At 63.2% G+C, this 22,467-nt stretch carries 22 protein-coding genes; 16 read left to right on the top strand and 6 right to left on the bottom strand.

What is annotated here, in order from left to right; translation table 11 throughout:
• Positions 1–41: 41 nt before the first annotated feature.
• The 5 genes from ACIQH5_RS15825 to ACIQH5_RS15805 all read left to right on the top strand — a co-directional run bounded on the left by ACIQH5_RS15825 (position 42) and on the right by ACIQH5_RS15805 (position 6,865).
• Positions 42–1,355 carry an ABC transporter substrate-binding protein gene (locus ACIQH5_RS15825; RefSeq protein WP_400405050.1) on the top strand — a complete coding sequence of 438 codons (1,314 nt, stop codon included), beginning with the start codon at positions 42–44 and terminating at the stop codon, positions 1,353–1,355.
• A gap of 69 nt (positions 1,356–1,424) precedes the next feature.
• Positions 1,425–2,357, top strand: a complete 933-nt coding sequence (locus ACIQH5_RS15820) for a carbohydrate ABC transporter permease (protein WP_400405047.1) — start codon at positions 1,425–1,427, stop codon at positions 2,355–2,357.
• Positions 2,354–3,292: a carbohydrate ABC transporter permease gene (locus ACIQH5_RS15815; protein ID WP_014922889.1), complete on the top strand. Its 939-nt coding sequence runs from the start codon at positions 2,354–2,356 to the stop codon at positions 3,290–3,292. Before ACIQH5_RS15820 ends, ACIQH5_RS15815 begins: the two co-directional genes overlap by 4 nt.
• Positions 3,289–4,302, top strand: a complete 1,014-nt coding sequence (locus ACIQH5_RS15810) for a hydroxyacid dehydrogenase (protein WP_400405043.1) — start codon at positions 3,289–3,291, stop codon at positions 4,300–4,302. Before ACIQH5_RS15815 ends, ACIQH5_RS15810 begins: the two co-directional genes overlap by 4 nt.
• Positions 4,303–4,432: 130 nt before the next feature.
• Positions 4,433–6,865 (top strand): HAD-IC family P-type ATPase, encoded by a 2,433-nt coding sequence (locus ACIQH5_RS15805; protein WP_400405041.1) that lies wholly within the window; start codon positions 4,433–4,435, stop codon positions 6,863–6,865.
• On the opposite strand, the gene ACIQH5_RS15800 is transcribed toward ACIQH5_RS15805, so the two are convergent.
• A complete protein-coding gene (locus ACIQH5_RS15800) occupies positions 6,847–7,257 on the bottom strand; it encodes a hypothetical protein (RefSeq protein ID WP_400405038.1) in 411 nt (136 codons plus the stop codon). The genes ACIQH5_RS15805 and ACIQH5_RS15800 overlap by 19 nt on opposite strands.
• Positions 7,258–7,390: 133 nt before the next feature.
• Between ACIQH5_RS15800 and ACIQH5_RS15795 the strand changes: the two genes are divergently transcribed.
• The 3 genes from ACIQH5_RS15795 (at position 7,391) to ACIQH5_RS15785 (ending at position 11,077) form a co-directional block, all read left to right on the top strand.
• Positions 7,391–8,986, top strand: coding sequence for an alkaline phosphatase D family protein (locus ACIQH5_RS15795; protein WP_400405035.1), 1,596 nt, complete (start codon positions 7,391–7,393; stop codon positions 8,984–8,986).
• 156 nt (positions 8,987–9,142) lie between these two features.
• Entirely contained in the window at positions 9,143–9,793 is a 651-nt protein-coding gene (locus tag ACIQH5_RS15790) for a hypothetical protein (RefSeq protein ID WP_400405032.1), read from the top strand.
• 48 nt (positions 9,794–9,841) lie between these two features.
• Positions 9,842–11,077: a pyridoxal phosphate-dependent aminotransferase gene (locus ACIQH5_RS15785; RefSeq protein ID WP_400405029.1), complete on the top strand. Its 1,236-nt coding sequence runs from the start codon at positions 9,842–9,844 to the stop codon at positions 11,075–11,077.
• Positions 11,078–11,146: 69 nt separating this feature from the next.
• On the opposite strand, the gene ACIQH5_RS15780 is transcribed toward ACIQH5_RS15785, so the two are convergent.
• The gene (locus tag ACIQH5_RS15780; RefSeq protein WP_400405026.1) at positions 11,147–12,184 is read right to left on the bottom strand and encodes a zinc-dependent alcohol dehydrogenase family protein; all 1,038 of its coding nucleotides are present in this window, start codon (positions 12,182–12,184) and stop codon (positions 11,147–11,149) included.
• A gap of 93 nt (positions 12,185–12,277) precedes the next feature.
• Between ACIQH5_RS15780 and ACIQH5_RS15775 the strand changes: the two genes are divergently transcribed.
• Positions 12,278–12,736, top strand: coding sequence for a carboxymuconolactone decarboxylase family protein (locus ACIQH5_RS15775; protein ID WP_400405023.1), 459 nt, complete (start codon positions 12,278–12,280; stop codon positions 12,734–12,736).
• Positions 12,737–12,753: 17 nt separating this feature from the next.
• On the top strand, positions 12,754–13,662 hold the full coding sequence (locus tag ACIQH5_RS15770) for a sigma-70 family RNA polymerase sigma factor (protein WP_400405021.1): 909 nt from the start codon (positions 12,754–12,756) through the stop codon (positions 13,660–13,662).
• A 31-nt stretch (positions 13,663–13,693) separates the two neighbouring features.
• Here the strand turns inward: ACIQH5_RS15770 and ACIQH5_RS15765 are convergent, their stop codons facing one another.
• Positions 13,694–14,152, bottom strand: a complete 459-nt coding sequence (locus ACIQH5_RS15765; RefSeq protein ID WP_400405019.1) for a hypothetical protein — start codon at positions 14,150–14,152, stop codon at positions 13,694–13,696.
• Positions 14,153–14,171: 19 nt separating this feature from the next.
• The gene (locus tag ACIQH5_RS15760) at positions 14,172–16,160 is read right to left on the bottom strand and encodes a primary-amine oxidase (RefSeq protein WP_400405016.1); all 1,989 of its coding nucleotides are present in this window, start codon (positions 16,158–16,160) and stop codon (positions 14,172–14,174) included.
• A 124-nt stretch (positions 16,161–16,284) separates the two neighbouring features.
• Here ACIQH5_RS15760 and ACIQH5_RS15755 point away from each other — a divergent pair, with 124 nt between their 5' ends.
• Entirely contained in the window at positions 16,285–16,875 is a 591-nt protein-coding gene (locus ACIQH5_RS15755) for a TetR/AcrR family transcriptional regulator (protein WP_400405013.1), read from the top strand.
• On the opposite strand, the gene ACIQH5_RS15750 is transcribed toward ACIQH5_RS15755, so the two are convergent.
• Complete coding sequence (locus ACIQH5_RS15750; RefSeq protein WP_062068663.1) at positions 16,876–17,517, bottom strand: LysE family translocator; 642 nt, start codon at positions 17,515–17,517, stop codon at positions 16,876–16,878.
• A 161-nt stretch (positions 17,518–17,678) separates the two neighbouring features.
• Between ACIQH5_RS15750 and ACIQH5_RS15745 the strand changes: the two genes are divergently transcribed.
• Positions 17,679–19,091, top strand: a complete 1,413-nt coding sequence (locus ACIQH5_RS15745) for an aldehyde dehydrogenase family protein (protein WP_400405070.1) — start codon at positions 17,679–17,681, stop codon at positions 19,089–19,091.
• Between the two features lie 64 nt (positions 19,092–19,155).
• On the opposite strand, the gene ACIQH5_RS15740 is transcribed toward ACIQH5_RS15745, so the two are convergent.
• Entirely contained in the window at positions 19,156–19,668 is a 513-nt protein-coding gene (locus ACIQH5_RS15740) for a hypothetical protein (RefSeq protein ID WP_400405009.1), read from the bottom strand.
• A 110-nt stretch (positions 19,669–19,778) separates the two neighbouring features.
• On the opposite strand from ACIQH5_RS15740, the gene ACIQH5_RS15735 reads away from it, so the two are divergent.
• The 4 genes from ACIQH5_RS15735 (at position 19,779) to ACIQH5_RS15720 (ending at position 22,466) form a co-directional block, all read left to right on the top strand.
• On the top strand, positions 19,779–20,636 hold the full coding sequence (locus ACIQH5_RS15735; protein ID WP_400405007.1) for a prephenate dehydratase: 858 nt from the start codon (positions 19,779–19,781) through the stop codon (positions 20,634–20,636).
• An 80-nt stretch (positions 20,637–20,716) separates the two neighbouring features.
• A complete protein-coding gene (locus tag ACIQH5_RS15730) occupies positions 20,717–21,043 on the top strand; it encodes a helix-turn-helix transcriptional regulator (protein ID WP_062068324.1) in 327 nt (108 codons plus the stop codon).
• Positions 21,040–21,783 (top strand): cation diffusion facilitator family transporter, encoded by a 744-nt coding sequence (locus tag ACIQH5_RS15725; RefSeq protein ID WP_400405005.1) that lies wholly within the window; start codon positions 21,040–21,042, stop codon positions 21,781–21,783. Before ACIQH5_RS15730 ends, ACIQH5_RS15725 begins: the two co-directional genes overlap by 4 nt.
• On the top strand, positions 21,783–22,466 hold the full coding sequence (locus ACIQH5_RS15720; protein WP_400405003.1) for a DsbA family protein: 684 nt from the start codon (positions 21,783–21,785) through the stop codon (positions 22,464–22,466). Before ACIQH5_RS15725 ends, ACIQH5_RS15720 begins: the two co-directional genes overlap by 1 nt.
• Position 22,467 lies beyond the last annotated feature (1 nt).

The following is a 22,467-nucleotide window of genomic DNA, read 5'->3' as shown; positions in this document are numbered from 1 at the left end:
ACAAACCTTCTTCGCATCGCAAGTCTTCAAAGGAGAACACCATGAAGCGTCGTCATCTCTTTGCCGGAGTAGCTGGCTTGGCCGCCAGCACTCTGTTGCTGGCCGCCTGCGGTACTGGCCCCACTCCAGCGGCAGCGCCCACCCCCACGGAGGATCCCACAGGATCCATCACCTTCTGGTCCTCGTTGGCAGGCATGGACAAAGTGGCTGAAGCGTTCAACGCCAGCCAGGACAAAATCAAGGTCAGCTTCGAAACCATCCCCAACGGCGCCAACGGTGGCTACGCAAAACTCTCCACCGCCATCACGGCAGGCAACGGCCCGGACGTAGCCACCATCGAATACCCGCAGCTGCCGCAGTTCGTCAGCAACAGCCAGGTGATCCCGCTCGATGGCCTGATCAACAAGGCCGAGACCGTGGACAAGCTCACGGACGAGACCAAGGCTTTGGTCCAGTTCGGTGAGAAAACCTACGCACTTCCGTACGACGCAGCCCCCATGCTCATGTGGTACCGCCAAGACATGCTGGCGAAGGCCGGCGTCGAGGTCCCCAAAACCTGGGATGAATTTGAACAGGCCGGCAAAAAGCTCAAGGCCGTAGCGCCTGACTCCTACCTTGCCAGCTTCAACCCCAACGAGGTGGCGGCGAGCGCCGGCTTGGCCTGGCAGGCAGGTGCCAAGTGGTTCGGTACCGAGGGTGACAGCTGGAAGGTGGGCGTCAATGACGAGGCCACGCAGAAGGTTGCCTCTTACTGGCAGAAGCTCATTGACCAGAAGATCGTCAAGGTCAGCCAGGCCTACAGTGACGAGTGGAGCCTGGACCTGGCCAACAGCAACGTAGTTGGCGTGCTGGGTGCCAACTGGAGCGCCACGGGCATCCAGAAGCGCACCGAGGCCAGCGGCCAGAAGGGCCAGTGGATCGCTGCGGAACTGCCGACGTGGGGCAACGAGTCCGGCGCCTTCTATGGCGGATCCAGCTTCAACGTGACCAAGAGCAGCAAGAATCCGGCCGCGGCCGCCAAGTTCGTCGAGTTCCTCACCACCAGCCAGGAAGCCATCAAGGCCCGCGGCAACACGGGCTCCGCTTTCCTTGCCTTCCCGGGCCTGACGCCGGTGGCGCAGAAGGCGTATGACGCCAGCTACTTCGGCAACGACATCTACGAGGTCTTCACCAAGGCGTACTGCACCATCACCCCGGGCTGGCAGTGGGGTCCCAACTGGGACATCACCAACACTGCGCTCAAGGACGCCTACGGCAAGTTGACCACCGGCGGCACCATCCATGACGCCGTGGATACCGCCCAGGACGCCACCGTGGCAAGCCTGAAGCAGGCCGGCCTTTCCGTCAAAGAGTAACTCCGTCACCGAATAGCCACACAGGCAGGGGGCCTCAGGATGAGGCCCCCTCCAAGCTAGGAGAATCCCATGGCCACCCAGGCCCTCACCACCACAGTGCGCCGCCGAGGCCGCGCACTGGCGGGAACCGGCGGAAGGACTGCCGCGCTGTTCCTGGTTCCCTTCTTCGCGGTCTTCGCGATCGCCATGATCGCACCGGTGATCTACTCCCTGGTGCTGAGTTTCCACTCGCAGCAGAAGTCCGGGCTGGGCTTCGGGGAAGCCAAAACGGTCTTCGTTGGACTTGAGAACTATGTGCAGGTCTTCCAGTCCGAAACGTTTGTGGAAGGCATCGCCCGCCTTGGCTTGTACTGCCTGATCTACATTCCCTGCATGGTGGGCGGCGCAGTGGTCTTCGCCCTCCTCCTGGATGCAACGGTGGCCAAGGCGCGCAAGCTCTTCCAGCTCCTGGTGTTCCTTCCCCACGCAGTACCCGGCGTCATCGCCGCCCTCATTTGGGCCTACCTCTACACCCCGGGTATCAGCCCGCTTGTCCAGGCTCTCCAAGGCGGCGGGATCCAGCTCAACTTCCTCGACGCGCACTTGGTTCTTCCGTCCATCGTGAACATCGGCGTCTGGGAGTGGACCGGTTACAACGTCATCATTCTGTTCACCGCTTTGCAGGCTGTTCCCCAGGAAATCCTGGAAGCCGCCCGCGTGGACGGTGCCGGCGAAATCCGCGCGGCCATCAGCATCAAGTTTCCGCTGATCCTTCCGGCGCTGAGCGTGATCATGCTCTTCACCATCATCGGCACCCTGCAACTGTTCACGGAACCGTCCATCATCTCCAAGGCCACAGCATCGGTCACCAGTACCTGGGTTCCCAACCTCTGGGCCTACGACGCGGCCTTCATCCGTCACAACCTCAACCAGGCCGCGGCTGCCTCCATCATCATCGCCGGACTGGCCGCAGTCCTGTCCCTGGCCGTCACCCGCCTTAGCTCCAGGATGAACAAATCATGAGCGCCTCAACTCTCCCCCGCCCCCGCACCACCCCGGACACAGCAACTCCCCGCCGCGCCGGATCCCGTTCGAACCGCACCGGATCCAGCTCCAACCGCGGCGGTGGCTTCGCCAGCAAGCTCACCGTCAACGGGCTCCTGATCATCGGCTCCGCTTACATGGTGGTACCGGTCCTGTGGCTGGTGTTCGCCTCCACCAAGAACGCTGCAGACCTGTACGGCACCAGCGCCTACGCCTTGGGGAACTTCTCCTTGTTCGAGAACATCGCCAACGTGGCCAAGCAGGACGGCGGCCTGTTCTTCCGCTGGCTGGGTAACTCCGTGATGTATGCCGGTGTTGGCGCCGTGCTGGGCAGCCTGATTTCGGTGATGGCCGGCTATGCGTTCGACAAGTTCCAATTCCGGTGGAAAGACTCGCTCTTCGGTTTCGTCCTGGTGGGCGTCCTGATTCCCAACACGGCCACGGTGCTGCCCATGTACCTTCTGGCCTCCCTGGTGGGCATGACCAACACCATCTGGGCTGTCCTCATCCCGGTTCTGTGCAACCCCTTCGGTGTGTACCTGGCGCGGGTTTACTCCGCCAGCTACGTTCCTGCCGAAACCCTTGAAGCCGCACGCATGGACGGCGCCGGACCCATCCGGTCCTTCTTCTCCCTGGGCCTGCCCATGATGATGCCGGGCTACATCACCATTGCCCTGTTCCAGTTCGTGGGGGTGTGGAACAACTTCATGCTTCCCCTGGTGATGCTCCAGGACCAGCAATTGCTGCCCGTCAGCGTCGGCATCTCCATCTGGCAGGGCTACTCGGTACCGCAGCCTGAATTCACACCAATGGTCATCACGGGTTCTCTGTTGTCCATCATTCCGCTGCTGGTGGCCTTCATCATGCTGCAGCGTTTCTGGAAGTCCGGCCTCACTGCAGGGAGCGTCAAATGACCACACCATCACTGAACGTCGCACTGGCCATGGGTCCCGGCGTCGTAGACCGGGTCTTTCCGTCCCGCAGGCTGGAGGCCCTGGGTCCGGGGCTTCGGCTGCTCAGCCCGACGCCCATGGAAGACTTCACCGCGCCGCGTTCGCTGGAACTCCTTGCGGAGACGGACATTTTGATCACCGGCTGGGGATGCCCGAAACTGGACGCCGTTGCCCTGGCCGCGGCCCCGCGCTTGACCCATGTCCTCCATGCCGGAGGCACAGTAAGGCATCACGTGGGCGAGGAATGCTGGGAAAGGGGCATTGAAATCAGCACGGCTGCCGATGCCAACTCCATTCCGGTTGCCGAATACACGGTGGCCATGATCCTGCTGGCCAACAAGAGAGTCCTGCAGATCGCCCGTAAGCTCCACACAGAGAGGGCGGAAATCGAGCCGGACCAGGTGTTTCCGGACATGGGCAACTTCGGCAAGCGGGTGGGCATCATTGGCGCCTCAAGGATCGGCAAGCACGTCATCCGCCTCCTGAAGTCCTACGACGTGAAGGTCTTTGTCTCCGATCCCTTCCTGGACCAGGCCGCGGCGGCCGCGCTCGGCGTCGAACGTCTTAGTCTGGAAGAGCTGGTGGCCACGTGCGATGTGGTCAGCCTCCACGCGCCGTCGCTCCCGTCCACCTACAACCTGATCCACCGGGCGCTGGTGGCGAGCTTCAAACCGGGAGCCACCTTCATCAACACCGCCCGCGGCGAACTGGTTGATCAGGATGCGCTATTCGGGCGCATCGAACAAGGAGACCTCTACGCAGTCCTGGACGTCACTACGCCGTGGGTGCTGCCCGCGGACTCAGGCTTCTATACCCATCCCAACGTGCTTCTCACACCGCACCTGGCTGGTTCACTGGGCATGGAACTGGAGCGCATGGCGGTCAGCACCATTGAGGAAGCGCGCCGGATCTCCCGCGGCGAACTTCTCCTCCACAGGCTCAACGCCAAAGACCTCGCCTTTACGGCTTAACGGCCACGCCAGCCGGACAGTGACAGCCGACGACGACAGCGACTTAATGCCGCTCGGCTGGCATACTCATTCCCATCGCACGGCCTGTCCGATGACAATCCCTGAAGCGACCCAAACAACGGGGGAATGAGTGGAACTCGAGAAGGATCAAGCAGGGGAAGCCGTCCGGCACAAGACGGCCTCCACGCAAGGACTGAGTACCGCCGAGGTTGCCGAGAGGGTGGCAGCCGGGCAGACCAACGCCTTCGTCCAGGACACCAGCCGCAGCGTGTGGAGCATCGTCCGCGCCAATGTGCTCACCCTGTTCAACGGCATCATCCTTGCCTGCTTCATTGTTCTGTTCGCGATCGGCCGCTGGCAGGATGCGCTCTTCGGCTTCAGCGCCATCGCGAACGCGGTCATCGGCAGCGTCCAGGAATACCGGGCAAAGCGGGCTTTGGACCGTCTGGCCCTGTTGAACGCCCCGCATGCACGGGTGATGCGTGATGGATCAGAGGCAGAGATCGCCTTGGACGATGTTGTGCTGGACGACACCCTTGTCCTGAGGGCTGGAGACCAGGTGCCGGCCGACGGTCTGGTGTCCGGGTCACGGGGCCTCCAAGTGGACGAGTCCATGCTCACCGGCGAATCCGATGCTGTGGAAAAGACCGACGGCGACCGCGTGCTCTCCGGATCCGTGGTGGTGGCAGGCGAGGGCTCAGCCGTAGTGGACCGGGTGGGCGCGGACTCATTCGCGAACTCGCTCGCGGCGGAGGCCAAGAGATTCTCCTTGGTGGCCTCTGAGCTCCGGTCCTCGATCGACCGGGTACTGAAATGGGTCACCTGGTTCGTGGGTCCGGTGGCGTTGTTGGTGTTGAATGCGCAGATGATTGCCCAAGGCGGGTGGGCCGAAGCCTCCGCAAGTGGCGCATGGCGCGAGGCAGCGACCGCGACTATTGCCTCCGTCGTCGCCATGGTTCCCTTGGGTCTGGTGTTGATGACCAGCATTACCTTCGCAGTGGGTGCGGTGAAGCTGGCCAGGCAACAGGTCTTGGTGCAGGAGCTTCCGGCGGTGGAGGGCCTGGCCCGGGTAGACATTATTTGCCTCGACAAGACCGGAACCCTCACCCAGGGCGACATTGTTTTCGACGCCGCCCATCCCCTCACGGTCCGGCCCGGGTGGGAGTCCGTGCTCGCCTGGTACGGCGTGCAGAAAGACGCCAACGCCACAGCGCGCAGCCTCGCCGGACATTTCAACGAGCAGCCCTCTGATCTTCCTGCCGATCGGGTCCCCTTCTCCTCGGCCCGCAAGTGGAGCGCGGTGGTCTTTGAGGATGGAATGTGGATCCTCGGCGGTCCGGAAATGGTCTTCCCTGCTCAGAACTCCCCGGACCCCGTGCTTCAGCAACTCGCAACACAGGCCGCAGATCTGGCCACCACCGGCCGCCGTACGCTGGTCCTCGCCCACGGCACACCCACGGGCGATGAGACAGTTCCGGCAGATGCGGTCCCCGTTGCACTCCTGACGTTCAAGGAGAACATCCGCCCCGACGCAGCCGAGACGCTCTCCTACTTCGCCGCCCAGGATGTTGACGTCCGGATCATTTCCGGTGACAACCCACAGACCGTGGCTGCCATTGCCCGGGAAGTCGGCCTGGACGCACCGCACGGTTTTGATGCCCGCGAGCTGCCGGAAGACGACCAGGAATTCCTGGAAGCCATCAATAACAACGTGGTTTTTGGCCGGGTGACGCCGGACCAGAAGAAGCGCATCGTGGTGGCGTTGAAGTCGGCGGGCCACACAGTAGCCATGACCGGCGACGGGGTTAACGATGCCCTGGCCATCAAGGAAGCCGACATCGGCGTCGCCATGAACTCTGGTGCGGCCGCTACCAAGGCTGTGGCCAGGTTGGTGCTCCTGGACGGGAAGTTCTCCCACCTGCCCAGCGTGGTGGCAGAAGGCCGGCAGGTCATTGCCAACATCGAGCGCGTCTCCATGCTTTTCCTTACCAAGACCGCCTACGCCACGTTCCTTGCCATCTCGTTCGGCATCCTCCTGCTGCCCTTCCCGTTCCTTCCACGGCAGCTCTCGGTCACGGACGGCTTGACCATCGGTATTCCCGCGTTCTTCCTGGCCTTGCTGCCCAATGCTCAGCGCTACATTCCGGGTTTCCTGCGGCGGTCGCTCACCTTCGCTGTGCCTGCGGGTGTTTCGGTGACGTTGGGTCTGGCCGCCTACGCCCGCCTGGCAGCGAACCTGCAGATTCCCGAGCCGGAGATTCGGACCGGCTCCACCTTGATCCTGACGATTATCGGCATCTGGATCCTGGTGGTGCTCTCGCGACCGGTCACTCGTTTCAAGGGAATGGTCATCGGGGCAATGATGGTGGGGCTGATTCTGGTGTATTCGGTACCGATTGCCCGGGACTTCCTGCAGTTCACGGATCCGACGCTGCCCACGGCACTGCTCGTCCTGGGAACGTCGGTAGCGTGCATCGCACTGATCGAGGTAGTCCGCTTCGTTCACCGCCGGGTGGCGTACCGGGACGCCCAGGAAGCACTACATCAGCGCGTCTCGAAATAGCGGCGGCCCCGCCCAACCCACAGCGGCACCAGCACTGCCACCGTAGCGATGGACTGGGAAATGACGGCAGACCAATCTCCGTCGGCGGCAATGATGAGGTCCAGCACGGCAAAGGCCAGGCCCAGCAGCATGACCGCTGTTGCGCCGCGACGGGCTGCCTCGCTTCCCCGTGCAACCCCGGAGGCCAGCCCGATCACCATCAGGCCGAACAGGATCATCCCTGCACCCAGCAACGTGATGGGCAGGGCGATGCCACCGGACTGCGCCTCCGGGGTGTAGCGCAGGAAAATGGTCAGGATTCCCAGAATGATTTGAGCGATGCCACCGATGTACATCAGCACCACTGAGAATGTCACCGCACCAGGCCGCTTAGGGCTCTCCCCCGTCGTCATGAACTGAGCATAGACGAGCCCTCCTCATGGCCGGCACCGACCCCTCGCGAGATAACAACTTTTGTCACACAATTAACCACTGATTCACACCGTCCTTGAGCCCAGTCAACCCGCGCTTCCTAGGGTCGAAGCTATGGAAAACATCTCCCGTAGATCCCTCATCTCAGCCGGCATCGGGGCCGGACTCGTCGCCGCGTTGCCTGGCACCGCCGTCGCCAGTCCCGCCGTCGCCACCTCAACAGCGGACGACGCCGGTCTCCGCACCGATCCGTTCACGCTGGGCATCGCGTCGGGCGAACCATGGCCTGACGGCTTTGTCATCTGGACCAGGCTGGCCGTGAACCCCGTGGCCGAGGATGGCCTGGGCAGCATGCCCTCGCGCAACGTCGCCGTCGCCTGGGAAGTGGCAGAAGACCCCGCGATGCGCCGGGTAGTAGCCCGCGGCGTCGAACATGCCAGGATCGAAACCGCCCACTCAGTGCACGTCGAACTGAGAGGGCTCAGGCCTGGCCGCGAATACTTCTACCGTTTCCGCACCGGGCGGCACCTGAGCGAGGTTGGCCGCACGCTGACGAGCCCGGCCCCTGGTGAGACTCCCGCTGCCTTGGCCATGGCGTTCGCCAGCTGCGCCCAGTACGAGCACGGCTACTTCACTGCGTACAAGCGGCTGGCCGAGGACCACCCGGACCTGGTGCTGCACCTGGGCGACTACCTCTACGAATACAAGAAGGACAGCTACGTGATCAGCGGCGGCAACCCCCGCGACCACGAAGGACCGGAAACCGTCAGTTTGGCGGGCTACCGTCAACGGCACGCCCAGTACAAGGCCGACGCCGATCTGCAGGCAGCGCACGCGATCGCACCGTGGTTGGTGGTGTGGGATGACCACGAGGTGGACAACAACTGGGCGGACGAAATCCCCGAGAACAACGATCCCGCTCAGCTCAACGACACCACGGAGCATTTCCGGCAGCGCCGTTCGGCGGCCTTCCAGGCGTACTACGAGAACATGCCGCTACGCCGGTCATCCGTTCCCGCCGGGTTCGACATGAAGATCTACCGGACCATCCAGTGGGGCCAGCTGGCCAACTTCCACATGATGGACACCCGGCAGTACCGGGACGATCAGCTCGCAGGTGACGGCTGGCGGAAGAATGTGGCCGAGCGCTTGGCCGAGAACCGCACCATCACCGGCGCCGAGCAGGAGAAGTGGCTGCTGGACGGCTTCAAGAACTCCACGCAGCGCTGGGACATCCTGGGCCAGCAGGTCTTCTTCGCCGAGCGGGACCGTGACAAGGCGCCGGACATCGACGACGTCTCCATGGACGGCTGGGACGGTTACGCTTCCTCCCGCCGCCGCATCACCCAAGGTTGGGTGGACGCCAAGGTGCGCAACGCCGTCGTACTCACCGGCGACGTTCACCGGCACTGGGCCACCGACCTCAAGGTGGACTACAAAGACCCGGCGGCGGCTGTGGTCGGTTCGGAACTGGTGTGCTCGTCCATTACCTCCACCGGCGACGGAACCGGCTCCACCACCGACCCCACCATGGCGTGGAACCCGCACCTGAAGTTCTACAACGACAACCGCGGCTACGTGAACACGCGGATCACCAAGGACTCCATGACCGCCGACTTCCGTGTGCTGGACTACGTCACCACGCCGGGCGCTCCGGTCAGCACCAAGAAGTCGTTCACTATCAACGATCGCGTCCCCGGCCTCGCCTGAGTTTTTGTACAGATAATGCCCTCCTGAAGCGGCTTTAGGGGCATTATCTGTACAAAAACCCGGCCATTCGCCGTGCGCTACGGGCATCTCCGGGAGTAGCCTAGTTCCAGTTGATGTAGTGGATCTCTGTCCGGCTGGGGTTCTACCGTGGGCCATGTGCAATCGTCGCTGTCCGACCTCCTAGGGGTACTTTCGGACGCCGTCGCCCCGCAGCACGTAAGGTTCGACGACGGGTCCCCCACCGCCGTCGTTCCTCCACCGGACGCTCCGGTCACCGTGCGGGCGGCCACCCTCACCAGGATTGGAAGGTCCCGCAGCGAGGGCCCTACCTTGGACCTCGAATTAAGGGTTGCCGTGGAATGCCACGGACCCGGGCAGCTGGACAACATGGAGCAATTACTCTTGGCCGTCGAACGCCACAGCCAGTACTCCGTAGTATCCAATGGCGAGTTCCGGCCTGAGGAGTATTCCGGTGCAATCGGGCAGGGGCTGGGGTTCTTGGTCCGCGTCCCTGTATCCCTCCGCTTCGAGGAACCCTCCGATCCGCCTAGCCAAGCTGCCGTGGGTGCCGCCGTTGCCGCCCGCCGGATCCGAGGACGGCTGGTAGATGGGCACAACAAAGGCATTTCCGACGCCTACATCCACGCGCATTCATCAGCTACCGCCGTTGTCAGTGACGCGACCGGGCATTTTGAGGTCCTCGCGTCCGCGGACGAAGTTCAGCACTTCGCTGTTGCGGTTGACGGCACTGAACGGGAAGTTTCGGCCAGCACCAAGAGCCTGCCCGTGGTCATTCGCTGGGTCTGATTCCGGAACAGTTTGCTCGCACGGGCCGCTGCCGTGAAAAGATCAACCATGCGTCCGATGCAGCACTCCAGCAAACTTCAGAATGTCCGCTACGAACTCCGTGGGCCCATCCTCCAAGCGGCCAAGGCCATGGAGGCCGAAGGGCACCGTATTCTCAAGATGAATCTTGGCGACACGGCACCGTTTGGACTGGAGGCACCGGAATCCGTGGTGGTGGACATGATCCATCACCTTCGCGGCGCGCAGGGCTACAGCGATTCCAAAGGCATTTTCTCCGCCCGCACCGCCATCTCGCAGTACTACCAAACGCGCGGACTGATGACCATCGGCGTCGAGGATGTCTTTGTTGGCAACGGCGTCAGCGAGCTCATCTCCATGACCCTGCAGGCATTCATGGAAAACGGCGACGAAATCCTCATCCCGGCACCCGATTACCCGTTGTGGACTGCGGCAGTGACCCTGACGGGCGGCAACCCCGTTCACTACCTGTGCCATGAGGAGGAGAACTGGTGGCCGGACATGTCCGACGTCGAAGCCAAGATCACCCCGCGCACCAAGGGCATTGTGATCATCAACCCGAACAACCCCACCGGCGCCGTCTACCCCCGGCACATTCTGGAGCAGTTCGCAGCGTTGGCCAGGAAGCATGACCTCGTCCTCTTCTCGGATGAAATCTACGAAAAGATCCGCTACGTTGACGCCCCGCACATTCACACCGCAGCCGTGGCCGATGACGTTTGCGTGCTGACGTTCAGCGGATTGTCCAAGGCGTACCGCATGCCCGGATACCGGGCGGGTTGGGTTGCTGTCACCGGACCCCGGACCGCAACCGCTGCCTACCGGGAATCCTTGGAACTGCTGGCCTCCCTGCGATTGTGTGCCAACGTTCCGGCCCAGCACGCCATCCAGACCTGTCTGGGTGGGTACCAAAGCATCGATGCGCTGATCAGCCCCGGCGGCCGCCTCCGTGAGCAGCGCGACTTGGCGTGGAAGTTGCTGACAGCTATCCCCGGCGTCAGCTGTGTCCCCGCGGCGGGAGCCATGTATCTGTTCCCGCGCCTGGACCCGGAGATCTACCCCATTGCCTCGGATGAGAAGTTTGTCCTCCAGCTGCTGCAGGAACAAAAAATCCTGGTCTCGCACGGGACGGCGTTCAACTGGCCCACGCCGGACCACTTCCGGTTCGTGATCCTGCCGGCTGTGGAGGACATTGAGGAAGCGGTGCGCCGGATTTCCACCTACCTTGCTGCGTACCGGAACCGCCCGGCGGACGCACCCAACTAAGTCGCAGATCAGGTCGTTCCCAGCGCTGAGAACGACCTGAACTGCTACCCAGTTGGGCGGGGGAGGCAGTTATAGCGCAGGGTCCACCATGGTCATGCCAGCAGGGTTGGCCTGGTCGAAGGCGGGCAGGAGTGCTGCAGCGTCTTCCAAGCCAATGGTGCGTTCGATCAGCAGCTGTGGCTTGAGCGCACCCTGTTCAATGAGCGCCATCATGCCCGGATAGTCCACAGCGGCCATACCGTGACTGCCCAAGAGGTCCAGTTCCCAGCCGATTACACGTGCCATGGGTACCTGCGGGTTACCGTCGATGGACGGCAGCAAACCGATCTGGACGTGCCTGCCGCGCCGTCGAAGGCTCAAGATCGCATCGGCGCAAGTCTGTTCACTTCCGACGGCGTCTACCGCCACATGGGTGCCTCCGCCGGAAAGGGCGTTGACTGCGGCCGGGATGTCCGCGCCATCAGCGAGCACTGTATGGTCGGCGCCCAATCGTGCGGCCACGGCCAGAGCCTCGGGGTTCCGGTCCACGGCAATGACCTTTGCCCCCATGGCCTTGGCAATCATCACAGCGCTGAGCCCCACTCCGCCGGCGCCCACCACCGTCACCCACTCGCCGGCCTTAACCTGCGCACGGGCAGCCAAGGCACGGTATGCCGTGGCGAAGCGGCAGCCGAGGCTTGCCGCCGTCGTATATTCAACACCGTCAGGTATGGCCACCAAGTTGCTGTCGGCAGCGTGCAGGGCCACGAATTCGGCGAACGATCCCCAGTGGGTGAAGCCGGGCTGCTGTTGGTCCGGGCAGACCTGCGCTTCTCCGGCCAGGCACCATTCGCAGGTGCCGCACCCGCAGACGAAGGGGACGGTGACGCGGTCGCCAACCTTCCAGCGCTGAACGTCTTCGCCGACGGCGTCGATCACACCGGCGAGCTCATGGCCAGGCACATGGGGCATGGTGATGTCATCGTGGCCTGCCCAGGCATGCCAGTCGCTGCGGCACATGCCTGTTGCCAACACTTTCACCACCACACCTCCCGCGGGAGCCTGGGGTTTGGCGACTTCCCTCACGTCGGGCTGTGTCCGGACCTCATCAAAAACTACTGCGCGCATCGACTGACTCTAACAATTGGCCACCGCTGTCACACTTCCGGCGTCGTATCCGACATCTCTCATGTAAAGCACCATCACTGAAGGGAAAACATCATGCCCCGCATCAACATCGGCCGCAGCAACAAACTGGGCTACGCCGCCGTCATTGGCCTGGAAGGTTATGCACGCAAATCCGTGGATCCTGACCTGTATGAACTCATCAAACTCCGGGCTTCCATCCTCAACGGCTGCGGATTTTGCGTCGACATGCACGCCACTGACGGCCGGAAGCGCGGCATTCCGGAGAGGAAGCTCCACGCGGTAGCGGCGTGGCAGCACTCGAAGGTGTTCTTCGATGCCCGCGAGCAGGCAGTGCTCGCCCTGACGGATGCCATAACCCAGCTCGGTCCGGAGACTGTCACGGACGAAATCTGGAACGCTGCAGCCACCCATTTCGATGACAGCCAAATGGGTGGACTCATCATGGCCATCTCCACCATCAACGTGTGGAACAGGATCGCCATCAGCACGCAAATGGAACCGCCCGTGGATGAGAAGAACCCGATCGTCTGAAAGGTAGCGTTGGCAGCATGAGTCTTGCGGTGTCGGCCACTTCGGCGTGGCAGAGCGAACGGAATCGCCTCTTGGGCATCGCTTACAGAATGTTGGGCGACTTTGGGCATGCCGAGGATGTGGTCTCTGAGGTTGCGATCGATGCTGTGCAGCGGGAACGGAAACCCGACGTGGGCGGCGTGGATTCCTGGCCCGCGTGGCTGACAACGGTTTGCGTCCGCCGCTCCGTTGACCGGGTACGCCAGCTCGCCGCCGTGCGCGAGGACTACACCGGTCCATGGCTGCCCGAACCAGTGGATGCGGCCACGCTCCCGGAAGAAACACTGGCCAACCGCGAGCTCCTGTCCTTGACGCTTCTGCACTTGGCCGAGCAACTGGCTCCAGAAGCCAGGGCAGCGCTCGTGTTGCACCGCGCCTTTGCGATGTCCGCCCCGGAAATAGCGGAAATCCTGGAAAAGACCCCCGCTGCCGTGCGCCAGATGATTTCACGGGCCGAGCGTCGTTTGGAGATCGACCCGGACGCGCCCGCACCCCGGGCCAAGGACCGCGCGGCTTTGGAGAAGCTGGTGCGGGCCATCGAACAGGGAGACATTGACACGGTTGTAGCCATGCTGGACCGCGATGCTGTTCTGTGGGCCGATGGCGGCGGCAAGGTCAAGAGCGCCATGAACCCCTTGTTCGGGGCAGCCAGGATTGCGCGCTTCTTCGCGGGCATCCTCGGCAAAGCGGTGGTTTTCGATCCTGTGCAGCCGGTGAGCGTTGGGGTCATCGGGGTCAATGGCGAGGCGGCCATGGTGCTCAGGCATCATGGCCGCTCCGACATCCTGGTGATCAACACCGGCCCGGATGGGAGCATCCGGGAACTGCGCCAAGTGTCCAACCCGGACAAACTGACACGGGTTTCGTTATCCGCCGGCGCGAAGTAGCGGGAAACCTGCCAAGTCGCTGGATATTTCCCTACGACGTGGAAGGATTCCCGCGAACTCGCCCAGGCCGCCCACGCCGGAGGCGGGCCACCAGCGTGGCGGCGAGTAACGCCGTCGTGATTTCCAGTCCGATCACCAGCAGCAGTTGCGCTGCCCCGGACGTATCAACAGCGCTCGACGCCGGTCCCCCGCCGTGGGCGTGTCCGGAACCGCCTGCTCCCAGCAGCAGGACGGCATGAAGTCCCACCATTGCCAGGGCTGAGATAGTCACCTGATGGAGTGCGCCCACGCGACTGTGGCGCCAAATGTGGACCGTGCAGGGGACGCAGACGGCGGCCAAGGCGATCATGAGGATTCCAAGCCAGGCGTCGTGGTGTCCTGAAGCGGCGAGCCACAGGTGCACCAGGCAAGAGACTGCGGTGAGGGCCGCGCAGATCCGGGGATGGAGGACGGGCCCGGCCAACCGGCCCCGTCCCGCCGTGGTGGTCATGGTGTGTCCCGGAGCGGTTCTAGTGGCAGTGCCCGGCGGGTTCGCCGTGCTCGCCGTGCTCACCGTGTTCACCGGCAGCGGCGCTGTGGCAGCTCGAACCCGAGGCATTGGCCGGCACATCCAGAACCGGGCTGCGATCGAAGAAGCCTTCGGGGCGGAGCTTGAAGCCAACGGTGTCTACGGGCATGATCGGCCAGTCCTCCACGCGCGGGAAGTGCGTGAGGCCGAAGGTGTGCCAGAGGACGATGTCCTGGCCGTCAATGTCGCGGTCTTGGGCAATGTAGGCGGGCAGCCCGGCACCGCCGGAGTGTTGGTTCACGAAGTCGCCCGTGGGGTAGCGCTCCTCGTCGGCGTAGCGGGTGACCCAGACGTCCTTGGTGGCGAAAGCCGCGCGCTTCGCGATGGACGAGCCGGGATCGGCCAGCAGCGTGGGCTGGTTCTCGGAATGGAGTTTGTAGCCAACGGGCTCGCCGAGACGGTTCTTCGATTGCGGGTTGGAAATGATCCACGTCCTGCCCGCGCGGGCGTCTGCCTCACGGACTGCCTCCGACTCCTTGGACAGGAGTGTGCGCTTGCGGGAGAACGCATTGCCGCGCTCGTTGCCTTCGCCCATGGCCTGGCGGACCACGTCTTCTTCCTCCACGCGGTTGGCGAAGCCGTCAATGGCCATGTCCAGGCGAGCACTGAAGAGGTGCTGGTGGAAGGGCGCGCCGAGGCCCGGGGCGAGCTGGGAGATGTTGTCCGAGCCGCCTTCCGGGAACGCACTGGTGAACACGACGCCGGTTGCCTTTGCTTCGAATTCGATGGTGCCGTCCAGGTAGAGGTACCAGTAAAAGCCGTAATCGTAGTTGCCGATGGTGGTGAAGAAGGAGATCACCAGGCGGCGGTTGCGGCGGGTGTAGGTGATGCCGGTCCAGAGGTCGGAGTGCTTGGACAGGATGCCCCAGTCTTCCTCGTGCATGCAGATGCCGTTGCGGATTTCGCGGGGGTTGCCGAAAGCGTCGCTGATGACCGGGCTGAGGTAGGTGATGTCACCCAGGCAGTCGCAGCCCAGTTCCAGTGAGTTGGCGTACTGACCCACCAAGTATTCGCCGGTGTCGAAGTAGTTCTGCCAGGACCGGATGGGCGAAGGGTCACCGTAGGGCACCACCATTTCGGCGATGGAGGCGCGGTTGATGATGGGCCTGAGCCGGTCGCCGTCCTGGAAGGCCAGGTTGTGGAGGACAACTCCTTCGCGGACGTCGAAGCCCACGTCTACACTCCACTTTTCCCACTCGACGTGGTTGCCACCCGTGACGGTGAAGCTGGGGCCTTCTGGCTGCGTGATGCTGATGGGCTTCTGGGTGGTGCGGAGCGGGCCGGTGAGTTCAGCGTCCGTGTAGTTTCCGTGCTCAGCCGGAATCGGCATGACGCCCAGGTCGATGACCTGGGTGACTTCCTTGTTGACCACGTCCACGTAGGCTACGAGTCCATCCACGGGGTGCGCCCAGGCGCTGTCCTCGGGGAAATCCTGCACAAACGCGAGCCCACGGAGGATGCGCCGGCCCCTTTCTTCTTCATATTCAAAGACGCCGGCGGACAGCGGAGCAACGCGGACTTTGGTGACGTCCAACTCCCGGGCCGCGAGCGCGGCGAGCCAACGCTCATCGGTGGCAAGGAGTGTCTCCACAACCTCGAATTCTTCTTCCAACACCGGGAGTTCACCGGAGACTTTGGTGTCCAGTTCTGTTGCGGAGAGGATCTCGCCGCGGGTCACCGAGACAAGGACATCGGTGGGTGCGCCGCCGGAGATGTCGTGGAGGAAGACTCGGAAACGGCGGTCCTGCTCTGACTGGCCACGGGCCGGGTCCACCAGCCCCAAGTAGGCGATGCGTTTCTCGGCGCCAAGGTGGCCGGCGGCCTGCAGGATTCCCTGCACCTGGGAGATTTCGGCGCCCGTTGCCAGGGCGTACTGTGCTTCCTCAATGGCGGTGGCGTCGGTTGCTGTCTCAGTTGCTGTGGGCGTCATGGCTGCCTCTTGTCCGGGACCTATGATGGGTCAGGAATTTATTTTCTATAGGTGTAGAGAATAACCAAAACGTAAGATGGGTCACAAGACCTGTCCGCCATTTATTTTTTCGGGAGCCCATCCAGTGCCAAAGATTGTGGACCACGATCAACGACGCCTCGAACTGGTGGACGCAACCTGGCGGATCATCGCGAAGCTCGGCATGGAGGGCGCCACCATGCGGGAAATCGCCGAAGAAGCCGGCTTCGCCAACGGTGCCCTCAAGCCATACTTCCCCACCAAGGATCTACTGCTGACCTCGGCGTTCGGGCACGTCTTCAACCGCACCAACCAGCGCATCGCCACGGTGACTGAGGGGCTGTCAGGCGTCGCGGCCCTCCGCGCGTTCTGCGCCGAAGTCCTGCCGCTGGATGAGGAACGTGTCAATGAGGCGCGGATTGTGATTCCGTTCTGGCAGAAAGCGCTCAACGACGCCCACATGGCTGCACTTCACAGTGAGTCCATGCGGCAGTGGCACTCCACCATTGCGGCGCATAGCGCAGCAGCCCGCACGGCAGGCGAGATCAAAGCCCCCATCGGGGACGCCGCCGTCGCCGATCACCTGCTGAACATGATGCTCGGTGCGCAGATAGTTGTGGCATTGTCCCCCGCCGAGCATTTCTCACAGGACCTCGCGGGGCAGCTGGATAACTACCTGGCGCTGCTGGCGGGCTAACTAACTCGTGGCGCCCGACGCCACCACGCCCACGCCCAGGCCTGCGATCACACCGCTGCTAACACGTTCGACGGCGGTGCTCACCTTGGGACGCTTAAGCCACCGCATCGCTTTGAACGCGACGACGGCGATCATCGAGAGATACGCGAAAGCGATGACAGCCACGACCACGCCCAGAATCAAGGACGTGCCCATGGTGTCCCCACCGTGCGGGATGAACTGCGGAACCACGGCCAGGTAAAAAAGTCCCACCTTGGGGTTGAGCAGCGTTGACAGCGCGCCCGCACCCAAAGCAGAGAGCCGGCTGTACGGGAGGGGCGCTTCCGCGGCGGAACCGTCCGCGCCCGCTTTGGCCGCCTTCCGGGACTTGATGAACGAGGAAACTCCCAAGTACAGCAGGTAAAGGCCACCGGCGATCTTGACCCATCGGAACAGCTCGGCAGACTGTTCCAGGATCGCGGCCAAACCAACGCCCACCAGCGCTGCCCACATAATCGCGCCCGCCGCGGAACCTGCCGCAGCAGCGATTCCGGCGCTCGGCCGATTCAGGGCGATGCGCAAAACGAGGAAGGTGTCCGGGCCGGGCGTAACGGACAGGACCAAGCAGAGGCCAGCAAAGGCAGCGAGGGAGGCAAGAGTCACAAGGTCGATTATCAGGCAGGACGTCCGGAACGGAAAGCGTTCGCTTCCCGTCAAGGGCTGTTCGTTCAATGACAAGGCCGTCCGGGGTGACGGCGACCACACTGGAAACATCGCCGCGCGCCTCACTGGCCGCCAAGAATTACTACCCGAGCGGAGTACCAATGGAGACTTACGACGCCCTGCTGGCCTCGATCACCCCAGCCGACGGCCAGAACAGCCGCACCATCCTCGACCCCGCCACCGGCGAGGCTGTAGGCCAGGCCCCCGTTCACACTGTCGAAGACCTCGAGTCCGCCATCGCAGCCGCCACTGCCGCCCAAGCTGCGTGGGCTGCCTTGGGCCACGACGCCCGGTCCGCCGCGCTCATGAAGGCCGCCGACGCCGTCGAACGTTCCGCAGAGGAGCTGGCCCACCTGCTCTCCCGCGAGCAAGGCAAGCCGCTGAACGGCCCCAACGCCCGCTTCGAAGTAGGCGCCTGCGCCGCCTGGCTCCGCGCCACCGCCGCCACGCCGCTTGATCCTGAAACCGTGGTGGACGACGGCGAAACCCGCGCCGAGCTGCATTACCGGCCCATCGGTGTGGTGGGTGCCATTGGTCCATGGAACTGGCCCATGATGATCACCGTCTGGCAGATCGCCCCGGCACTGCGCATGGGCAACGCCGTGGTGGTCAAGCCCTCCGAATACACCCCGCTGTCTGTGCTGGCACTTGCTGCGATCATCAATGAAGAGCTGCCTGAAGGCCTGTTGTCCGTGGTCTCCGGTGGGCGCGACGTCGGCGAAGCGCTGGCCTCGCACCACGCCATTGGCAAGGTCATGTTCACCGGCTCCACCGCCACGGGCAAGGCGATCATTCGATCCTCGGCGGACACCGTCAAACGGCTCACCCTTGAACTCGGTGGCAACGACGCCGGAATTGTCCTGCCCGACTCCGACCCCAAGGCGATTGCCGAGGGCTTGTTCTGGGGCGCGTTCATCAACACCGGCCAGACCTGCGCCGCCCTCAAGCGCCTGTACGTCCACGAGTCCCAGTACGAGGCCGTGATCTCGGAACTGACTGCCGTCGCTGCAACCATGCCCATGGGCAACGGACTGGATGAGAACAACGTGCTCGGCCCGCTTCAAAACCGCCAGCAGTACGACATCGTGGCCCGGCTGGTTGAAGCCGCTCGCGATTCCGGCGCCCGGATCCTGATCGGCGGGAACCCGGACGCCGATCAGCCCGGCAACTTCTACCCCACCACGCTGGTGGCCGACATCGACAACGACAACCCGTTGGTGGCCGAGGAACAGTTCGGCCCGGCCCTGCCGATCATCAAATACAGCACCGTTGACGAGGCAGTGGCCAAGGCAAACGCGCTCGACGTCGGACTAGGCGCCTCAGTCTGGTCCTCCGACCTCAGTGCCGCGCGCGAGGTCGCCTCCCGCATCCAGGCCGGAACAGTATGGATCAACAAGCACGGAGCCGTGGATCCACGCATCCCGTTCGGCGGCGCCAAGCAATCCGGCTACGGCCTCGAGTTCGGCGCCGAAGGCCTCAAGGCGTTGGGCGTCCCGCAGATCATCAACGGCTAGCCCCCTTCCCAACTGAGTCGCAGTTCAGGTCGTTTTGAGCGCTGAGAACGACCTGAACTGCGACCTACTTGGGCTTACGGGCGTCTCCGGGACGTATGGCGAGTGCTGTTGCGAGGATAATGACGCCGGATGCGGATATCACGACGGCGTCGAGACCACCCTCAAACCTGGCGAGAATGGCTGCACCCATGGCCAGGACTCCCGCCCCGGCCAGGAGGGGTCGCCTCGTGCTGGCAGCCCATGCCATGAGAGCGACGCCGAAGTACGGGCTGTACTGAAAGCCCAAGGAGACATCTGCGAGGAAGAACGCTACGGCCACAAAGCACATGAGTCCGGCAGCGCTGGTCCTGTGCGCCAGCTGCCGGCAGTAGACGTAGACGGCCAGGGCTGACAGCAGGCTCAGCGCATGCACCGCGATCTGCCATGGCAACGGCGCCTGCCCGAGGTCGCCCACTGCGCCTGAAAGCAGGAACGCCCAAAGCAGGGTGGTCAATCCCATGATTGTGCCGACGAACCTTGCAACCCGCTGCTCGTTGAAAGCCGTCGTGTGCTCCCCGAGCACGTTACTGGTGGTCATCGCCGGTCCCCCATCCTTGCCCTGAACGTAGAGAAGGCGGTGCCTGCTTGTCCAGTCAAAGGATGGACGCGGTTGGGTTGCCGGGGGCTCCGCGTGTAAGCATGAGCAGCATGTCCCAGAAGATTGCGTACCAAGGTGAGCCGGGAGCCAATTCGGATCTCGCGTGTAAGGAAATGTTCCCCGAGCTCGAAAGCGTTCCGTGCGCGAGCTTTGAGGACGCGTTTGAGTTGGTATCAACCGGCGAAGTGGATCTGGCCATGATCCCGATCGAGAACTCCATCGCCGGACGCGTCGCCGACATCCACGTCCTGCTTCCCCAGTCGAAGCTGCAGATCGTGGGCGAGTACTTCCTACCTATCCGTTTTGACCTGCTGGGCATTCCGGGAAGCACCATTGAGGGTGCCGCCGAGGTTCACAGCCACATCCACGCACTGGGTCAGTGCCGCAGGATCATCCGCGAAGCCGGTCTCAAACCCGTCATCGCCGGCGACACGGCCGGATCAGCCCGTGAAGTCCGGGATTGGAACGATCCCCGCAAGCTATCACTCGCTCCCCCGCTTGCCGCCCAACTGTACGGCTTGGATGTCCTGGCCTCCGGCGTCGAAGACGACCCCACCAACACCACGCGCTTTGTTGTCCTGGCCCGTGAACGTGAGCTTCCCACAAAGGAAGAACTTCCGGGTCCGGCGATCACCAGCTTCGTCTTCCGGGTTCGCAACGTCCCGTCCGCCCTCTACAAGGCCCTCGGGGGTTTTGCGACCAACGGACTTAACATGACCAGGTTGGAGAGCTACATGGTGGGCGACGAGTTTGCCGCCACGATGTTCCTCTCTGACGTCGAAGGCCATCCTGAGGACGCACGACTCCGCCGGGCACTGGAGGAACTCGAGTTCTTCACCACCGCGGTGCGGGTCCTCGGTGTTTACGCCGCGGATGGGTATCGCGAGCGGAACACCGTCAGCGCCTGACGCTTCAGTCTCCCGCCACCCTGTGGCGCGTCTCTGAGTACAGGATTGCGTGAATACATCCAAATCTGTACTTTGGATATATGGAGACACTCACGCATGCGCCAGTGCTGGCTCGCTTTGGCTACGCCGTCTCAGACCCCACCCGGGCTCAAGTTCTGCTTGCCCTCGCGGAGTCGCCGTCGTATCCATCCGACTTGGCGGACTCGGTGGGAGTATCCCGCCAAAGCATGTCCAATCATCTGACCTGCCTGCGAGGCTGTGGTTTGGTGGTTGCCGTTCCTGACGGTCGGCGGACGCGCTACGAATTGGCTGACGCCCGTTTGGGTCACGCCATCAAGGACTTGCTGGGCGTGGTGCTGGCTGTGGATCCTGCCTGCTGCGCGCCGGACGGGACCTGCCTGGCATGAGCGCCCCTCTGCTCCTCCTCACAGCGGATCGCCGGATTGTTCTCGTGCGCCGAATCCGGTTATTTGCCGCCGCGACCATTACCTACAATGTCCTGGAAGCCGTCGCAGCACTCTGGGCTGGTGGCATTGCCGATTCGTCTGCCCTGATTGGTTTTGGGCTGGACTCTGTTGTGGAAGTCGCCTCCGCAGCGGCCTTGTCCTGGCAGTTCTCCTCCAAGGATCCCGAACGACGTGAACACCTGACGCTGCGCATCATCGCCGTCTCGTTTTTCGCTCTCGCGGCGTTTGTTGCTGTGGACGCCATCCGGTCCCTCACAGGCGGGGGCGAGGCCCAGCATTCCACTCCAGGTATTGTGATCGCAGCCTTGAGCCTTGCGATCATGCCGGCCCTTTCCTACTACCAGCGCCGGGCCGGGCGGGAACTAGGCTCCAGAACCGCAGTGGCGGATTCCAAGCAGACGTTACTCTGCACGTACCTCTCCGGCGTGCTGCTGATCGGCCTGGTACTGAACAGCACCCTGGGTTGGTGGTGGGCAGATGCCGGCGCAGCCCTGGTGATAGCCGCCATCGCCGTCCGTGAAGGCGTAAACGCCTGGCGCGGCGACGTTTGCTGCAACGTACCCGGCGCGGACACCACACCCCATGATTCGGCAACCGACGGCTGCTGCCAGTCGATCGATCCCCCATCCCGTCACTTCAAAGCAGCCGCCCACAGCGACCACGAAAGTAACCAGCCCTGATGACACAAGCACCACCAAAACCCCAGCCCGCGGACACCGCCAAGAGGGTTCGCACCATCCTGTGGATCCTGATCGCGGCTGTTGTTGCGGCGGGGGTCATCTGGTTCGCCGTTTTCATGGCCACTAAGCCAGCCCCCGTTGCGCCGGCGGGCGGGGCGCAGCTGGTCCGAGAAGACAGCCACCGGATCACCAATCCTGCCACTGAGAAGGCGCAACTGGTGGAGTTCCTGGACTTCGAATGCGAATCCTGCCGCGCCGCCTACCCGTTGGTCGAGGAACTGAAAAAGGAATACGGCGATCGGATCACGTTCGTCCAGCGCTATTTCCCCCTCCCCGGACACCGAAACTCCGGAACTGCTGCGTTGGCCGTTGAAGCCGCGGCACAGCAAGGCAAATACGAGGCGATGGTGGCCAAGTTGTTCGAAACGCAGCCGCAGTGGGGCGAAAAGTCGGACTCTCAGGCCGCTGCGTTCCGCAGCTACGCAGAGGATCTCGGCCTCGACATGGCGAAATACGACGCGAGTGTCTTGGACGAAAAAACCCAAGCGCGAATCCGGAAAGATGCCAGTGACGGCAACGCTCTGGGCGTCACCGGCACCCCCACGTTCTTCCTCGACGGCCAAAAACTCACCCTGGACACAGAGGAGCAGTTCCGCCAGCTGCTGGACGAAGCCGCTAAATAGA

It is taken from the genome of Paenarthrobacter sp. NPDC091711 (genome assembly GCF_044756605.1).
GTDB lineage: Bacteria > Actinomycetota > Actinomycetes > Actinomycetales > Micrococcaceae > Arthrobacter.
Note: the sequence above shows the minus strand (reverse complement) of the source record. Positions and strands in the feature narration are given on the sequence as shown.

What these genes read in the sequence shown, in the direction of transcription:
- ACIQH5_RS15725 (WP_400405005.1), top strand. Translation starts at nt 21,040, where the DNA reads ATGAGCGCCCCTCTGCTCCTCCTCACAGCGGATCGCCGGATTGTTCTC.
- ACIQH5_RS15820 (WP_400405047.1), top strand. Translation starts at nt 1,425, where the DNA reads ATGGCCACCCAGGCCCTCACCACCACAGTGCGCCGCCGAGGCCGCGCA.
- ACIQH5_RS15780 (WP_400405026.1), bottom strand. Translation starts at nt 12,184, where the DNA reads ATGCGCGCAGTAGTTTTTGATGAGGTCCGGACACAGCCCGACGTGAGG.
- ACIQH5_RS15770 (WP_400405021.1), top strand. Translation starts at nt 12,754, where the DNA reads ATGAGTCTTGCGGTGTCGGCCACTTCGGCGTGGCAGAGCGAACGGAAT.
- ACIQH5_RS15825 (WP_400405050.1), top strand. Translation starts at nt 42, where the DNA reads ATGAAGCGTCGTCATCTCTTTGCCGGAGTAGCTGGCTTGGCCGCCAGC.
- ACIQH5_RS15810 (WP_400405043.1), top strand. Translation starts at nt 3,289, where the DNA reads ATGACCACACCATCACTGAACGTCGCACTGGCCATGGGTCCCGGCGTC.
- ACIQH5_RS15795 (WP_400405035.1), top strand. Translation starts at nt 7,391, where the DNA reads ATGGAAAACATCTCCCGTAGATCCCTCATCTCAGCCGGCATCGGGGCC.
- ACIQH5_RS15800 (WP_400405038.1), bottom strand. Translation starts at nt 7,257, where the DNA reads ATGACGACGGGGGAGAGCCCTAAGCGGCCTGGTGCGGTGACATTCTCA.
- ACIQH5_RS15785 (WP_400405029.1), top strand. Translation starts at nt 9,842, where the DNA reads ATGCGTCCGATGCAGCACTCCAGCAAACTTCAGAATGTCCGCTACGAA.
- ACIQH5_RS15765 (WP_400405019.1), bottom strand. Translation starts at nt 14,152, where the DNA reads ATGACCACCACGGCGGGACGGGGCCGGTTGGCCGGGCCCGTCCTCCAT.
- ACIQH5_RS15745 (WP_400405070.1), top strand. Translation starts at nt 17,679, where the DNA reads ATGGAGACTTACGACGCCCTGCTGGCCTCGATCACCCCAGCCGACGGC.
- ACIQH5_RS15815 (WP_014922889.1), top strand. Translation starts at nt 2,354, where the DNA reads ATGAGCGCCTCAACTCTCCCCCGCCCCCGCACCACCCCGGACACAGCA.
- ACIQH5_RS15775 (WP_400405023.1), top strand. Translation starts at nt 12,278, where the DNA reads ATGCCCCGCATCAACATCGGCCGCAGCAACAAACTGGGCTACGCCGCC.
- ACIQH5_RS15720 (WP_400405003.1), top strand. Translation starts at nt 21,783, where the DNA reads ATGACACAAGCACCACCAAAACCCCAGCCCGCGGACACCGCCAAGAGG.
- ACIQH5_RS15730 (WP_062068324.1), top strand. Translation starts at nt 20,717, where the DNA reads ATGGAGACACTCACGCATGCGCCAGTGCTGGCTCGCTTTGGCTACGCC.
- ACIQH5_RS15760 (WP_400405016.1), bottom strand. Translation starts at nt 16,160, where the DNA reads ATGACGCCCACAGCAACTGAGACAGCAACCGACGCCACCGCCATTGAG.
- ACIQH5_RS15735 (WP_400405007.1), top strand. Translation starts at nt 19,779, where the DNA reads ATGTCCCAGAAGATTGCGTACCAAGGTGAGCCGGGAGCCAATTCGGAT.
- ACIQH5_RS15740 (WP_400405009.1), bottom strand. Translation starts at nt 19,668, where the DNA reads ATGACCACCAGTAACGTGCTCGGGGAGCACACGACGGCTTTCAACGAG.